At 65.5% G+C, this 14,927-nt stretch carries 11 protein-coding genes; 9 read left to right on the top strand and 2 right to left on the bottom strand.

From position 1 onward, the window contains the following. Window positions 1-68: 68 nt before the first annotated feature. Both Q8T13_04070 and Q8T13_04065 read left to right on the top strand, forming a co-directional pair. Window positions 69-1,583, top strand: a complete 1,515-nt coding sequence (locus tag Q8T13_04070; GenBank protein ID MDP3716926.1) for an aspartyl protease family protein — start codon at window positions 69-71, stop codon at window positions 1,581-1,583. 44 nt (window positions 1,584-1,627) lie between these two features. Beyond that, window positions 1,628-2,098, top strand: coding sequence for an acyl-CoA thioesterase (locus Q8T13_04065; GenBank protein ID MDP3716925.1), 471 nt, complete (start codon window positions 1,628-1,630; stop codon window positions 2,096-2,098). 71 nt (window positions 2,099-2,169) lie between these two features. Here the strand turns inward: Q8T13_04065 and Q8T13_04060 are convergent, their stop codons facing one another. Beyond that, complete coding sequence (locus tag Q8T13_04060; protein ID MDP3716924.1) at window positions 2,170-5,274, bottom strand: hypothetical protein; 3,105 nt, start codon at window positions 5,272-5,274, stop codon at window positions 2,170-2,172. A 263-nt stretch (window positions 5,275-5,537) separates the two neighbouring features. On the opposite strand from Q8T13_04060, the gene Q8T13_04055 reads away from it, so the two are divergent. The 4 genes from Q8T13_04055 to Q8T13_04040 are packed head-to-tail and all read left to right on the top strand — an operon-like array spanning window position 5,538 to window position 7,748. Beyond that, window positions 5,538-6,062: a sigma-70 family RNA polymerase sigma factor gene (locus tag Q8T13_04055; protein ID MDP3716923.1), complete on the top strand. Its 525-nt coding sequence runs from the start codon at window positions 5,538-5,540 to the stop codon at window positions 6,060-6,062. Window positions 6,063-6,072: 10 nt separating this feature from the next. Beyond that, on the top strand, window positions 6,073-6,834 hold the full coding sequence (locus Q8T13_04050) for a zf-HC2 domain-containing protein (protein MDP3716922.1): 762 nt from the start codon (window positions 6,073-6,075) through the stop codon (window positions 6,832-6,834). Between the two features lie 4 nt (window positions 6,835-6,838). Further along, window positions 6,839-7,492 (top strand): TlpA disulfide reductase family protein, encoded by a 654-nt coding sequence (locus Q8T13_04045; protein MDP3716921.1) that lies wholly within the window; start codon window positions 6,839-6,841, stop codon window positions 7,490-7,492. 31 nt (window positions 7,493-7,523) lie between these two features. Beyond that, window positions 7,524-7,748 (top strand): hypothetical protein, encoded by a 225-nt coding sequence (locus Q8T13_04040; GenBank protein MDP3716920.1) that lies wholly within the window; start codon window positions 7,524-7,526, stop codon window positions 7,746-7,748. Here Q8T13_04040 and Q8T13_04035 read toward each other — a convergent pair. After that, window positions 7,745-8,905 carry a HAMP domain-containing sensor histidine kinase gene (locus Q8T13_04035; GenBank protein ID MDP3716919.1) on the bottom strand — a complete coding sequence of 387 codons (1,161 nt, stop codon included), beginning with the start codon at window positions 8,903-8,905 and terminating at the stop codon, window positions 7,745-7,747. The genes Q8T13_04040 and Q8T13_04035 overlap by 4 nt on opposite strands. A gap of 299 nt (window positions 8,906-9,204) precedes the next feature. Here Q8T13_04035 and Q8T13_04030 point away from each other — a divergent pair, with 299 nt between their 5' ends. Genes Q8T13_04030 through Q8T13_04020 form a run of 3 tightly spaced genes read left to right on the top strand, consistent with a single transcriptional unit; the run spans window position 9,205 to window position 14,908 of the window. Further along, window positions 9,205-10,257: a histidine kinase dimerization/phosphoacceptor domain -containing protein gene (locus tag Q8T13_04030; GenBank protein ID MDP3716918.1), complete on the top strand. Its 1,053-nt coding sequence runs from the start codon at window positions 9,205-9,207 to the stop codon at window positions 10,255-10,257. Then, window positions 10,254-13,010 carry a histidine kinase dimerization/phosphoacceptor domain -containing protein gene (locus Q8T13_04025; protein MDP3716917.1) on the top strand — a complete coding sequence of 919 codons (2,757 nt, stop codon included), beginning with the start codon at window positions 10,254-10,256 and terminating at the stop codon, window positions 13,008-13,010. The genes Q8T13_04030 and Q8T13_04025 overlap by 4 nt, the downstream gene beginning before the upstream one ends. Then, window positions 13,007-14,908 carry a response regulator gene (locus Q8T13_04020; protein MDP3716916.1) on the top strand — a complete coding sequence of 634 codons (1,902 nt, stop codon included), beginning with the start codon at window positions 13,007-13,009 and terminating at the stop codon, window positions 14,906-14,908. The genes Q8T13_04025 and Q8T13_04020 overlap by 4 nt, the downstream gene beginning before the upstream one ends. Window positions 14,909-14,927: the final 19 nt, after the last annotated feature.

Here is a 14,927-nt window from a genome sequence, read left to right as displayed (position 1 = left end):
AATCGGCCCATGACTCCCGGGACTGCGCCCCCCGGGTAAGGTTCGCTTTACTTCTGGTGAGAGGTCCTATGTCGTTTCGACCCCGCATGGCGTTGGTGGCTGCGGCCCTGCTCGCGGCGCTGGTTTCAGGTGTTCAGGGGCGCGTCGCTGGCGACGACGATGCCGCGTTGCAGTTGCAACTGGGCACCTTGCTGTTCGAAGAGTCCCGGTATCGCGAGGCGCTCGAGGCCTTCAGAAAGGCGCTGAAGGCCGACACCAAGTCGATGGTCGTCCAGGCCCGCATTGGCGTCGTCAAGTCGGCCCTGCGGCTCGGCGAGTTCCTGGAAGCCCAGAAAGAAGCCGAGACGCTCAAGGCGCAGGAACCCCGCAGCGCCGAAGTCCGGTCCGTCCATGCCGACGCGCTCTGGGCCGCCGGCCTGTTCGACGAGGCGCACGCCGAGTTTCAGGACGCGCTGGCGCTCGAGCCCGGCCTGTCGCGCGGGCACCACGGCCTGGCGCGCGCGCTGGCCTCCCAGAACAAATTGGCTGACGCGCTCAACTCAGCGCAGGCCGCGCTCAAGCTGTCGCCGCGCGACGAAGAAATGCACCACACGGTCGGCTCGATCTTCGAGCGGATGCGCCGCTACGAACAGGCCGCGGTGGCGTACGGCAATTACGTCAACCTCCTGCCCAACAAGGATCGCAGCGAGAAGGCCTCGTGGTCGCGATCGCAGATTCGTTTCTTGCGCTCGTTCGGCGAGCGCGAACCGATCGCGATGACCGAAGAAGCCGCCGCGGGCCTGCACACCGTCGACTTCCGCGTCGTCGACGACAAGGTCATCGTCAAGGCCAAGGTCAACGGCGGCCGCCTGCAGGACTTCGTGCTCGACACCGGCTCGGAGATGACCACCATCTCGCGGCAGACCGCGTCGAGCGGTGCGGTGCGCCCCATCACTTACACGCTCAGCGCCGGGGTCGGCGAAGTCGGCTTGCGCGGCCTGCAACTGGGCCGGCTCGACTCGCTCGAGATCGGCACCATGAAGCTGAATCACGTGCCGGCCTTGATCAAGGCGCCGGCGCTGCGCGGCATCCCCAAGCGCGAAACCGAGAGCTTCTCGCCGCTCGGCCTCGGGCTGTCGATGACTATCGACTACGCGACGCGCAAGCTGACCATGGGGCGCCACTTGCCCGAGGAGCCGGCCGAGTTCACCATGCCCATGCGCCATCACCGTCTGTCGATGGTGCGCGGCATGATCAACCAGACCCGCCCGACGTATTTCGTGGTCGATACCGGCGGTGAAGTGATTTCGATCAGCACCGCGACCGCGGGTGACTTGGACCACGACCTGCCCCGCAAGATTGCGTTGCGCGTCTACGGCACGTCGGGCTGGGACCGCGACGCGTTCCTGATGCCGGGCCTCAACCTGAGGTTCCAGGACATCGCCTTCGATAATTTCGCGGTGGTGGTGTTGAACCTGCAGGCGCCGAGCGTGCTGCTGGGCTTCCAGGTCGGCGGCATTGTCGGCCACAAGTTCCTGAGCCCGTACCGCGTGTCGCTCGATCTCGATCGCAGCGAACTACGGATGACCAAGGCGACGAACTAGTCAGGGATCAGGGATCAGGGATCAGGGATCGGGGATCGGGGTTGGTGAACGTGAAACGTTGGCAGGACTCTGCCTCTGAAACCGTACAAGTCGTGCTACCGAACGACTCGAACCCGCTGGGATTCATTCTTGGCGGCACGGTGATGCACCTGATTGACATCACCGGCGCCATCGCCTGCCATCGTCACACCAACATGCTGGCGTTGACTGCTGGCGTTGATTCACTCGATTTCATTCATCCGATCAAGGTCGGCGACCTGATCATCCTCAAATCGCGTGTGACGTGCGTGTTCAGCACGTCGCTGGAAGTTGCGGTCGAAGTGTTTTCGGAAGAGATTCAGACCGGCGAACGCAAGCTGACGAGCAAGGCGTTTCTGACGTTCGTGGCGCTTGACAAGAATGGCAAGCCCTCGAGAGTGCCGCCCCTGTCGATTGAAACACCGGAAGATGAACAGCTGTGCCGCGACGCGGCCGTGCGTAGAGCTGACCGCCTGAAAAGGAAAACCGGGGCCTGACGCTCAAGCCCCGGTCCCCGGTCCCTGATCCCTGATCCCTGATCCCTGATCCCTGATCCCTGATCCCTGTCCTACCAATCGTAACCAATCCACATCGCGAACTTGACCTTGCGGAACGCCTCGCTGCCGCCCGACTGGGCGAAGACGACGTCTTCCCATCCCTGGTTCATCAGCGTCTTCCACGACCAGTCGAAGTGGAGCGGGAAGCCGAGGGCCATGGTCGAGAGCCCAATGCCGTAGGACGCGCGGGCATCCACAAACCGTCGGCCCGAGACGAGCACCGGGGCGCCGTAGATCGGATTGCCGCTGAGGTCGTAGTTGAGGATGGGCCGCTCGATGCTGTCGCCGCTGGTGAAGATGTTGAAGGGCGTGTTACCGAAATGGGCGCCGCCCAGGCCAGCAAAGAGCGTCGCTCGGACGCCGCCGAGCACCCCGATGGGCGTCGCCATGGCGTCGATCAGCGGGAAGCGCAGTTCGGCGTTGGTGAAGAAGGCCTTCTGGCCGACGAACTGCAGGTACTCGTAGCCGCGCAACTCGGCGTTGCCGCCGAAGTAGGTGAAGTCGGGATTGTTGCCCCAGCTGTTGAAGCCGCGCCCGCGCAGCGCCAGCAGGCCGGTTGACCCGATGCGGAAGTACTTGCGGGCATCGAGATCGAGCGTCTGACGGGTCAGGGAGTTGCCGATCTTCGGCGCCACGGAGTAGGCGAGTCGCATGGTGCTGCCCGACAGCGGTCCGAACTCGCGGAAGATGGTGGTCTCCTGCACGAACGCGGCGCCGACCGGCACCATGTTGCCGTTGTTGAACAGCGACTGCCCGAACTGCTGCTGCTGATACTGGTCGGCCACGAACGCGACGTTCGGATCTTCGTAGCGCTCCTGGTAGCGGGTGAAGCCGCCGAACACCTCGATCCGGCGGTAGCGGTTGAACGGATAGATGCCGAACATGGTGCCGCCCTGCATGGTGCGGGTGGCGGTGGCCAGGTCGCGATCGATCAGGCCGTTGTAGGCCGGGTCGTAGAAGATGCTGTCGAGCTGCCCGTAGAAGAACTGGGTGCTGTTGTAGGCCTGCATCGCCCACTGCAGCCGCCGCTCCATGTTGATCCACGAGAACTGCATGGTGCGGTACTGCGATACCGACGAGATGAACATGTTGAACTGCTGGTCGCCGAGCACGTCGGTGAACACGATCTGGGTGCCGCCGAACACGTCGCCGCCGCTCGTCACGCCCAGCGCCACCGGCGGCCGGCCCTCGAGGAACATCTTCTCGAAGCGGCCCTTCTTCTTCTTGTTGTCGGCGACCAGCTGGTGGCTGATCGGCGCCTGGAAGTCGACAATCGGGCCGGGCGAGCCGAAGTCGGCACTGGCGACCTTGGTCAGCTCGTCGCGGCGGTCGAGGGTGTGCAGCCCGTACTCGCCCTTGAAGTAGGTGACAAACGCAAGGCGGGTGTTGGCACCGTCGCGCAGCACCACCGGCGACAGGTTGCCCGACAGCGCGTCGGTGAACTGTTTCAGCTCGGCGGTCTTGAGGTCGAGGGTCCAGAGGTTGTAAATCTGCCCGTTCTTGGCGACCTCCGGATCGATCGGCTCGGCCGGGTTGACGGCGGTCGAGGAGAAGACCAGCGTGTTGGCATCGAGGAACTGGGCGCCGCCCTCGTCGTGGGTGCCGAAGGTGAGCTGCGTCGGGTTGCCGCCATCGGCGTCCATCCGGAAGATCTTCTCGTTGCCGCTGACGCGCACCAGGTAGACCAGCGACTTACCGTCGGGCGCCCAGGTCGGCGCGTAGTTCGAGAAGCTGTCCTTGGTGAGGTTGACGACCTCCTTGGTCTCGAGGTTGACGGTGAAGATGTCCGCCTGGCTGTCGCGCATCGCCGAGAAGGCAACCAGCTTGCCGTCGGGCGAGAAGTCGGGTGACTCTGGCGCGTCGACCGTGTTCAGCTGGATCCGGACCTCAATCTTCCGCGACACCACGTTCTGCACGATCAGCGAACGGTCTTTCTCGGTGCGGACGAAGTAGGCAATGCGATCGCCGGTCGGCGACCACGACAGCCACGGCACCGAGTTCCAGCGGCCGCCGGGCGTGGCCACGTACTCGAAGCCCATGCCCTGGTCGAAGCCGCGGGTGAGGTTGCGCACCACCGAGCCGTCCTTGGCCGAGATCAGGACGATGTCGTACTCGCGGTCGCGGCTGTTGCCGGTGATGCCGGCAATCAGGTCGCCCGAGGGCGATGGTTCAATCGACAGCATGTTCGAGAAGGGGCCCTTGCGGGGATCCGGCGACAGGTCGCGGCCGTAGTCGGCCGGACGCTCCTTGTCGCGGAACGGCTTGAAACGCTCCTTCAAGTACCGGTCGAACTGCTGGTCCCATTCATCGGGACCAATCTGGAACGCTTCCATGTAGGCATCGTCGCTGCCGCCGATCACCGAGCGGCGCAGCGCGAACACGTAGGCGCGCACGCCTTCCTTGCCCCACTTCGACTCGATGAACTCGAACGCGGCGTGGCCCAGGTTGTAGATCAGGCGCGGGTTGCTGAAGCCGCCGTAGTCCTGCATCTCGCTCATCTTCGGAACGATGTCCGAGACCGCGGCGTCGCGCACGGTCATCATGTCGAGCGGCCGCCAGTAGCCGGTCATGTAGTCGGACATGCCCTCCATGGTCCAGAGCGGCATGTTGCGGCGGATCAGGCCGGTCGGGATGATGTCGAACTGGAACTGGTGGGTGAGCTCGTGCACGATCAGGCGGTAGAGCAGATCGGGCGGTTCGTCGATCGGCATCACCATGCGGTAGCGGCCGGGTTCGGCGAAGGCGCCGACGCCTTCCTGGGCCGCGCCCGGAATCACGTTCTGCTGCCAGAACTCGCTCGCGGTCGAGAACAGGATCAGCGGCAGCTTCATCGACAGGTCGTGCTTCAACTCGGAGCTGACGTGCTGGTAGGCGCTTTCGGCATAGCCGGCAATGCGCTCGAGGTGCGGCTCAATCTCGGGGTAGTAGTAGATCTCGAAATGCTCGGTCTGGTAGGTGTGCCAATCGAAATTGTCGTAGCGGATCTGGTTTTTCCCGAAGTACGGAACGTAACCGGTCTGCGCCTCCGCGACGGCCGGGGCCAGGGCGGCAATCGCCAATAGTGAACCGAGGGCCCAGGCCAAGGGGGTCAGGGCGTTCCGCTGCGGGGTGCGCATAGTCTCTCCTTGCTGCATCTTACCGATCCTCTGACGATGGCCGCAAACCGCAGGCCTTGCGGCTCGCGGAGCAAGATTCGATCCGTCGATCTTCGTCCTATACTTGGGACGCGGCGCCTGCTGGATGGATTCACGTCCCGGCCCGTCCCCACCGGGAATAAACGGGCGTCCCCGGGGGTTCATGTAATAGTCAGCCCTGTTTCCGCATGTTTTCCGGGCGACATTCGGCCAGTCGGGACGGTCACGACGAGGATGACTTCTCGGTGGCGGCGCTCGATTTCCTGGATCAGCTGTACGGCGCCGCGTTGCGACTGACGCGAAACGCGGACAGGGCCCAGGACCTGGTCCAGGACACGTACCTGAAGGCGATTCGGGCCCGGGCCCGGTTCGTGCCGGGGTCGAACCTGAAGGCCTGGCTCTACACGATTCTCCATAACACCTGGAGAAACCGGGTGCGCGACCGGGCGCGGTCGCGGGTCGATTTCGATTCGGACGCGGTGGAGGAGGCGGCCGAGGGCGCCAGCCTGGGCCCGGCCGGGCCGGTGGACAGCCCCGAGACCCTGCTGCTGCGGGCGACCATCGACCCCGACCTGCAGGCGGCCCTCGACGCCATGCCCGACATGTTTCGTGAAGTGGTGTGGCTGCGCGACGTCGATGAGCTGTCGTACCAGGAGATTGCCGACGTGGTGGACGCGCCCGTTGGCACGGTCATGTCGCGCCTGTCGCGGGGCCGCAAGCAGCTGTACGACCGGCTGTCGATGCAACGTGAACGTAACGGCAGCGTCTAACAGAATGAACATGGACTGCACGCAGATTGAAGCGAGCCTGGCCGCGGTGGCCGACGGTGGCGCGTCGGCGGATGACGCCGAGCAGGTGACGCGGCACGTCGCGTCGTGCGAATCGTGCCGGCAGCGGCTGCAGGCGCAGGCCGCCGCCCGTGCGGTGCTGCGCGCGCGCGCGCCGCAGTTGGCGGTGACCGCGCCGCCGGGCCTGCGCACGCGCATCCTGGCCACCTCGCGCGCCGAGCAGGCGGCCCCGGCCGGCATTCTCAGTTGGGGCGGACGGCTGTCGGCGTTCTCGGCCGCTGCGGTACTGTTCCTGGTGCTCGGCGGGGCGTTGCTGCCGGTGATGACCTCGCGCTCGACGGTGTTGCTGGCGGCGCAACTGGCGCTCGATCACATCAAGTGCTTCGGCATCGACGGCCACGTCCACGGCGAGCCGATCAGCAAGGCCGAGGCCGAGGCCACCATCAAGCGCGAGTACGGATGGACGATCAGCGTGCCCGACGCGGCGGCAGCCGAGGGCCTGACGCTCGTGGCGGTGCGGCGCTGCCTGTACGGCGACGGACTCGCGGCACACCTGTTGTATCGCGCCAACGGCGCAGCGGTGTCGCTGTTCATCATGCCGGGCCTGCAGCGTCCCGACGCCTCGCTCGACGTGCTGGATCACGAACAGATCGTGTGGACCGAGGGCGACCGCACGTTCATGCTCGTCGCCAGGGCCGGGGCCACGGATGGGTTGGCGCGCATGGCGTCTGACCTTCGAAATGAGGCAAAATAGCCTCATGGAACAGCACGACGGTCCCCTGGACTCGACTTCCGCGCCGCCTCAGCCCCAGAGTTCGAAGATGCGGCTGGTCGCCGTGATCGCCACGGCCATCGCGCTGCTCGCCATCAGCATTCCCTTCGTGTGGCAACCGCACGCGGAGTCCGGTCCGTCGGCGGCGCTCGCCGGTGACGTGACCCCGGCTGCTTCGCACGACAGCACCGCGGCGTCAGAGGAAACCAGCGCGTGCATGGCCAACGCGAAGCCGGCGAACTTCGACTTCACCATCAAGGACCTCGACGGCCGGGAGGTGGCGCTCTCCTCGTACAAGGGCAAGGTCGTGCTGCTGAACTTCTGGGCCACCTGGTGCGGCCCGTGCAAGGCCGAGATCCCCGGCTTCGTGGAACTGCAGGAGAAGTACAAGGACGACCTCGTCATTGTCGGCTTCTCGGTTGACGATACCGCCGACAAGGCCAAGGCGTTTGCCGCCGAATACAACATGAACTACCCGATCCTGCTCGGCGAAGGCCGCGAAGACGTGCAGGACGCCTACGGCCCGATCTGGGGCATTCCGGCGTCGTTCCTGATCAGCAGGGACGGCCGGGTCTGCCGCAAGCACCTGGGCATTGCGCCCAAATCGGTCTTCGAAAAAGAAATCGTCGCGTTGCTTTAGCGGTGCGGGTCGGTAGTATGATCAACCCATCATGCTGAAGGGATTCGCGCACGCTCGTCTCGCTTGCGGGTGCCGGCTCGGGTTTCGAGACGGGTTGTCGGGAAGCCCCGTCCTGGTCATGCTCGAGACCAAGTCCACCGGCTGCGTGAACCCACGGCACGTGTCGGGCTTGCCGCTGTACGACTACCGTGAGGCCTTGCGCCCCTCGACCCGCCTGGGCCCTCCGGGCGAAGAAGAATTCGAAGAAGAGAACTAGCCCCGCGGCAGCCGGATCGTAAACGTGGTGCCTTCTCCGGGCGCCGACACGAACGAGACGGTGCCTCCCAGATAGCGGCTGACCAGAAGGTGCGCGCTGTAGGTGCCCAGCCCACGGCCGGTGCGTGCCTTGGTACTGAACGAGCGCTGAAAGACCTGGTCTTGAACCGGCGCCGGCATGACCGCGTCGTTGTGCACCGCGATAGCCACCGCGCCGGCTGAGGCCGTGACCCGAATGCGAACGGTCTCGCCCGGCCTGGCTGCTTCGAGCGCGTTCTTCAGCAGGTTGCCCACCGAACGCGACAAGTGAACCGCAGACGTGAAGACCTCGTCGTCGCCCGCGGCCTCGACCTCGATCGTGCGCCCGTCTCCGAACCGGCTGCGGCGATAGAGGTCGGCCACGCGGGCTGCGATGAGCGACGGATGCTCCGGCTGACGGGGCACCTCGAGGCTCCCGTCCTCGGCCGCCAGCAGGTCGCGCTGCGTCTGGATTTCTCCGACCAGGGTCTTGGCATTTTCGCTGACGACGTCAGCCAATGCGTTCTGCTCGGCCTGGTCCTCCATGAACGGGATCAACTCGGCGGCGCCTTGCACGGCCTGGGCGGTGTTCAGCACATCGTGAAAGAAGATGTTCTCGAGCGATTCACGCCGGCGGGTGGCGGTCAGGTCAGCCAACGAGCAGAGGCGCAGGGGCCTGCCGTTGACGTTGAGCGGGCTGAGGTGCACCGACAGCGTCAAGGCCTGTTCGGCAGCGCCCTCCCCGGCCCGCAACCGGATTTCGCCATCGTAGTGACCGGGCTTGAGGCCAAACGCGCGATTCGCCTTGCCGAGTCCGCACTGCCGGCATTGCGGGGCAGTGCCACAGCCATCGGGCCCGTGTTTCACGAACACGCAGCCGAGCGCCTCGCCAATCCGCAGGCCCTCGGGATCAGTGTGTCCGCCAAGCTGCAGCAGCGTCGAGGCCGCCTGGTTGCAGACCACGATCTGCCGGTCGTCGTTCAGCAGGACCGTCGGCCCGGGTAGGCCGCTCAGCACCGCATCGACCCAGCCTGCGCCGCGCACGTGCGCAGCCTCGGTGTGAACGTCTTCAAAAGAACTGCGACCGGGACGATCGAAGTAGGTGAGCAGCGGAGGCGCGAGGTGTGCGGGGGACGCCATGATGGGCGCTGCTGCAATTGGTTCGCCAGCGTCTTATGTGGAGAAACCGCGCAGTTCCTGCCGGCGTGACTCGAATTGGGTGTGCGCACACTGAGCGCTCCGCTACCGCACACCCCGGGTGGCGACCCCCTGCTACCGAACCAGCAGCGGAACGATCCCGCACTGTCCACGAACTTTTGCGCAGCGTGACCGTGCGATCCCGCCGGTTTCGGCCCGATCGCCGTGGCACCGATGTTGCCTTAGCCTCAATCGTCGGGAGCCGTTCGCGTTCGGCCCACCGCCAGATTAGATGAGGCACCATGCCGCGTTCGGACACGACCATTCTCGTCATAGACGACGACCCCGACCTGGCCGACGCGACCGCCTTGGTCCTGCGCGGTGCCGGATTCACGGTGATGCTGGGGCACAGCGCGGCCGAGGCCCTGCGGTTGACCCGGCTGCATCGGCCCGCCCTGCTGCTGCTCGACGTCAACCTCCCCGACGGAAACGGAGTCGAGGTCGCCAGGCAAATCAAAGCCGATGCCGACCTCGAGAGCGTCCTGGTGGTGATGGCATCGGGTCAGAAGACCACCCCGGAAGACCAGGTCATTGGCCTGGATGAAGGACGGGCCGACGGTTATATCGTCCGGCCGGTGACTGGGCCCGAACTGCTGGCCCGCGTTGATGCCTTGCTCCGCCTGCGAATCACCCAAGAGAGCTTGCGCGCCGCCCTTCGCGAAAAAGATGCGCTGGTGAGGGAAGTCCACCACCGCGCCAAGAACAACCTGATGCTGATCACCAGCCTGTTGCGCCTCGAGGCCCATCAAGTGGATCACGTCGCGGCCCGCGCCGTGCTCCAAGACATGGAGAACCGCATTCACCTGCTCGCGCAGTTGCACGAGATGCTCTACCAGTCGAACCGGGTCACCGACGTTGACCTTGGGGCGCACCTCTCGCAGGTGGCCGAGTACCTGTTCCGCTCGCTGTCCGTCGCCGACGCCGGCGTGCGGTTGCGCCTTGATGTGGCCAGCGTCGTCGTCAGCACCCAGCAGGCCATCACCTGTGGCCTGCTGGTAAACGAACTGGTGACCAACGCCCTGAAGCACGCCTTTCCAGGTCAGCGTAGCGGGGAATTGCGTGTCTCCCTGCAGCCCGAGGGACCGCAGGTCCGCCTGGTGGTGAGCGACGACGGGGTTGGCTTGGTAGCAGGCCTCGCCACTCCGCGTGCCCAGACGGTAGGGCTGCAACTGGTGGCCGACCTCGCTCATCAACTGGGCGGCAGCCTTGAAGCGGGACCGGGCCCCGGCGAATCTGTCAGCCTGGTGTTTACGCCTCGAACCTTCTCGCAAAGTGAGCCAGCGAGTACGCCGTGACGCCGCGCCGCCTTCGTTCACTTCGAGCGACGACGCTCGCTCTGGCCGCGGCGTCAATAGCCGCGGTCGGTGTGGTGGCGCTGCTTGGCTGGGTCCTGGACGCGCCGGCACTAGCCACCTGGATCCCCGGAGCGTTTCCGATGGCACCGGCCACCGCCGTCTTGTCCATGCTGGTCGGTGCGGCCCTCTGGTTCAGCGCTCGCGGCGAGGGCGGCCGTCGGTCCCTGAAGCTGGCCACCGCGCTCGCCTCGGCCGGCATCGCGGCAAGCTCGCTGTTCTTGCTGCTGCGGGTATCCGGGACCTATTGGCCCGCGGAGCTTCTGGGCCTTCGGCTCAGCGGACCAGCCGCCCTCGATCCCACCGCCGGCTTCGTCTCCCCGATTACCGCGGCTGGATTTCTGCTGGTGAATGCGACGCTGCTGCTGGCGGCACCGGGCAGGCGGCGAAACGTCGACAGCTGGGTGCGGCACGCGGTGGGTGGTGCGGTGGCGGTCGCGGGCTTCGTCCTCCTCCTCGTAGGCCTGTTCGGCCCTCCGCTTCTGAGCAGTGCGGGGATCGTGCCCGTAGCGGTGAACACCAGTGTCGTGCTGTTGATCATGGGGCTGGGCTTGTTAGTCGTCGTAGTCGGTCCCGCAGTCGAGCCATGCGCCAATCCGGCAACCATCTGGCGGGGGAGGGCAGTCTACACGTCCATTTTCGCTGCCGCCGCCGTGTTGGCCGTGGCGGCAGGTTACGCCTTTTACCGGACGGAAGAGCGGGAGATTCGCGGGGAGACCGAGCACGAACTCGACATGATTTCGCAACTGAAGGTGAGCCAACTACGGGAATGGCGGCAAGAGCGGTTGGCCGACGCCGGCCTGATCTACTCCAACCCGCTGGTTTCAGGGCTTGCCCGGCGCCTGATCAATCAGCCGGACGACGGACCCGTCCGCCGTGAGTTCGAGGCCTGGTGGCGCGATAATCAGGCACACCTCCATTCAGACGCGTTCGCCCTGACCGACGCGCATGGCTTGGCAGTTTTCTCTATGCCGTCGGTTGCGATGTCGCCGCCTGAGGTGGTCGCCGCCGCGCGGCGCACGGGCGAAGTGAGCCTGCTGGATTTCTATCTGGACGAACGCGACCAGCGCGCCTCTCTGGCGACGATCGTGCCCATCAAGGACGCGGGCCCCGCGGGCCGCCTCATCGGCGTCCTGATGATCCGCCTCGAGCCGCAGCGATTCCTCTATCCGTTCATCGCCCAGTCGGTTGGCCGCAGCACGACGGCCGAAACGCTGCTGGTGCGCCGCGACGGCGACTCTGTTCAGTTTCTCAGCCCGTTGATGTTCGATCCCGTTTCGCCGTTGCGCAAGCGCATCAGCCTGGACGAAGGACGCTTGCTGGCGGTGAAGGCCGTCCTCGGACAGACCGGTCTGGTTGAGGGGCTGGACTATCGCGGCGAGCCGGTGATTAGTGTCGTCCGCGCGATTCCCGAATCCCCGTGGTTCCTGATTGCCCGCAAGGACACGGCCGAGTTCCGCGCCGCCTTGTGGCGCCGCTTCTGGCTGGTCGCCACGTTCGCCACCGTCGTCTTGTTCGCGACGGCCGCAGGCCTGGGTCTGGTGTGGCGGGACCAGCGTGCGCGGTTCTACCGCAGCCAGGCAAACCTGGCGAACGATCTGCGGCAGAACGAAGAGCGCTACCGACGCTCGATCGAAAGCGCTGCCGACGCCACCGCGGCCGTCAAAGAACGGCTCGAACTGGCCACCGGCGCGGCGAGCATAGGCATTTGGGACTGGGATGTCGCCACCAAAGGAATCATCTGGGACAGCCGCATGTTCGAGCTCTATGGCTTGCCTTCGGATTCGATCGACGTTGACTACGAAAGGTGGATGGCGTGCGTGCATCCCGACGACCGTGAGCGCGTCGACGGCGACGTCCGCCGGGCGCTGTCGGGTCTTACGTCCTACGTCTCAGAGTTCCGCGTGGTATGGCCCGACGGAACTAGACGGAGAATTGCTGCGGTCGGTCACGTCACGACCGATGACCACGGGCGAGCGGCCCGGATGCTGGGCGTCAACTACGACGTCACCGCCCGATGGGTCGCCAACAACCAGCTGCGGTCGCTGGTGTTTGAGAAAGAGGCGTTGCTGCGCGAGGTCCACCACCGGGTCAAGAACAACTTGCAAGTCATCATGAGCCTGCTCCGCCTGGAAGCCGAGCGGGCTGGCCAACCGACGACCATCCAGGTGCTCCGCGAGATGCAAGGGCGAATCTTCGCCATGGCCAGCCTGCACGAGTCGCTATACCGGTCGGACCAACTCGATCGCGTGGATCTGTCGGACTACATCCGGCGGGTTTGCACCCAGTTGTTCCAGTCCGCGTCGATTGCGCCGAGCGCGGTCCGGCTGCTCTTCGATCTCGAACCGGTCTACCTCGAGCTTCACCAGGCCATTCCCTGCGGTTTGCTGGTGAACGAGCTGGTGTCCAACAGCTTGAAGCACGGCTTTCCGGACGGCCGAACCGGAGAGATTCGTGTCGAACTTCACGCTGCCGACGATGGCACCCTTCAGCTCGCGGTCAGCGACAGCGGCGTGGGTCTGCCCGCCGACTTTGACAGCCGCCGGAACGGCTCACTGGGGTTGCAACTCGTCGCCGATCTAGCTCGGCAGTTGAACGGCGTTCTCGAAGTTGACGCCGGCCCCGGAGCGGCATTTTCCCTCGCATTTATACCGGTCTTGGCTAATAGTGCCGAACTGGCTGCGAAGAGCGCATGACGGGAATTGAAACCCTGATCGTCGAAGACGAGCTGATCATTGCCAGGGACATCGAGCGGCAACTGGTCGCGCTTGGTCATCGGCCGGTTGGCATGGCCACCTCGGGCGAGGAAGCCGTGGCGCTCGCCGCGGCGCTGCAGCCGCAGCTGGTCCTGATGGACATCCACTTGTCAGCCGGGATGGACGGGATTGAGGCGGCGCTGGCCATGAGGGCCCGCACCATCATCCCGATCATCTTTCTCACCGCCTACACCACCGAGGACGTCATCGCCCGCGCCGCGCTCGCGGAGCCGGCCGGCTATCTGGTCAAGCCGTTCGAGCCCGTCGCCCTCCGCACCACCATCGAGATCGCGATGTACAACCATGGCCTGGCGAGCCAGGTCCGGCTGCAGAGCGCCGCGCTCGACGCCGCCGCCAATGCCATCGTCATCACCGATCGGAACGGCGTCCTTCAGTGGGTGAATCCCGCGTTCTTGCAGATGTCCGGGTACAGCGCGAGTGAAGCGATCGGCAAGAACCCACGCGACCTGCTGCGGTCGGGTGTGCACCCGCGCGAGTTCTACCAGCACATGTGGCTGACGCTCCTCGCGGGGAAGGCCTGGGAGGGGGAGCTGACGAACCGCCGCAAGGACGGCACCCAGTATGTCGAAGGACAGACCATCACACCGGTCAAAAACGGTGCCGGCGAGATCACGAACTTCATTGCGATCAAGCGTGACCTGACCGAGCGGAGGCGCTTGCAGGCGCAGTTCCTCCACGCGCAGAAAATGGAAGTGGTCGGGCGGCTGGCCGGCGGCGTGGCGCACGACTTCAACAACCTGCTGACCGTGATCAACGGCACGGCCGACCTCGCGCTCATGGACCTGCCCGACGACCACCCGCTGCGCCAGGAGTTTGCGCACATCAAAGACGCGGGCGACCTGGCCGCCCGGCTCACGCGGCAACTGCTGTCGTTCAGCCGCAAGCAAATCGTCAACCCGGTCGTCGTGAACCTCAGCGACAACGTCAATCACATGGCGGGCATGCTGCGCCGGCTCATTGGCGAGGACATCGAGCTGACCGTGGTTGGACCGGCGAAGGTGGACCCGGTCCTCATCGATCCCGGCCAGTTCGAGCAGGTGCTGCTCAATCTCGCGGTGAATGCCCGTGATGCCATGCCGCAAGGCGGCGTGCTCACTGTCGAAACCAGCAATGTCAACGTGGACGCCGGGTTTGCGGCCGCGCACCCTCCTGCGGTGGCTGGTGCGCACGTGATGGTCAGCGTCACCGACACCGGTGTCGGCATGACCGCCGAGGTCCGCCGGCAGATGTTCGACCCGTTCTTTACGACCAAGGAACTCGGCCGCGGCACGGGCCTCGGCCTCGCCACGGTTGATGGCATCGTGAAGCAGGCCGGCGGCTGGATCGTGGTCGAAAGCGAACCAGGTAAGGGCGCCTCGTTCCGGGTCTTCCTGCCGACCGCGGCTCACGGCGCCCCTGACGTCGCGCCGGCGGTGCCACAGCCGGCCCGCGGCACCGAAACCATCCTGGTGGTGGAAGACGAAGACGGTCTCCGGCAGGTCGTCACGCGGATGTTGAGAGGCGCCGGCTTTACGGTGATTGCCGCGAACGGCGCGAAGCAGGCGCTGGCCCTGCTGGAAAGCCCCCAGGACCAGGTGCACCTGGTGTTCACGGACGTCGTCATGCCGGACATGAGCGGCGTTGACCTCGTCACGGCCATCGCCGCCGCCCGTCCCGGCATCAAGGTGTTGTTCGCCTCGGGCTACACCGATGACGCGACGATGGGTCAGGTGGCGCTCGCGCGCGCCCGGAACTTCATCGCCAAGCCGTACACGGTCGCGGGTCTCAGGAAGAAAATCCGCGAGGTGCTTGACGCGGGAGGAATCGGCGATGGCTGAAGCCATCGCCCTCCGGACG

Source organism: Acidobacteriota bacterium (assembly GCA_030697165.1).
Lineage (GTDB): Bacteria > Acidobacteriota > Vicinamibacteria > Vicinamibacterales > UBA2999 > 12-FULL-67-14b.
The sequence above is the reverse complement of the archived record's forward strand: the minus strand, read 5'-3'. Positions and strand labels throughout refer to the sequence as shown.

Excerpts from the sequence above, each read along its gene's own strand:
- Q8T13_04070 (MDP3716926.1), top strand. The coding sequence starts at position 69 with ATGTCGTTTCGACCCCGCATGGCGTTGGTGGCTGCGGCCCTGCTCGCG.
- Q8T13_04050 (MDP3716922.1), top strand. The coding sequence starts at position 6,073 with ATGGACTGCACGCAGATTGAAGCGAGCCTGGCCGCGGTGGCCGACGGT.
- Q8T13_04035 (MDP3716919.1), bottom strand. The coding sequence starts at position 8,905 with ATGGCGTCCCCCGCACACCTCGCGCCTCCGCTGCTCACCTACTTCGAT.
- Q8T13_04030 (MDP3716918.1), top strand. The coding sequence starts at position 9,205 with ATGCCGCGTTCGGACACGACCATTCTCGTCATAGACGACGACCCCGAC.
- Q8T13_04045 (MDP3716921.1), top strand. The coding sequence starts at position 6,839 with ATGGAACAGCACGACGGTCCCCTGGACTCGACTTCCGCGCCGCCTCAG.
- Q8T13_04020 (MDP3716916.1), top strand. The coding sequence starts at position 13,007 with ATGACGGGAATTGAAACCCTGATCGTCGAAGACGAGCTGATCATTGCC.
- Q8T13_04040 (MDP3716920.1), top strand. The coding sequence starts at position 7,524 with ATGCTGAAGGGATTCGCGCACGCTCGTCTCGCTTGCGGGTGCCGGCTC.
- Q8T13_04060 (MDP3716924.1), bottom strand. The coding sequence starts at position 5,274 with ATGCGCACCCCGCAGCGGAACGCCCTGACCCCCTTGGCCTGGGCCCTC.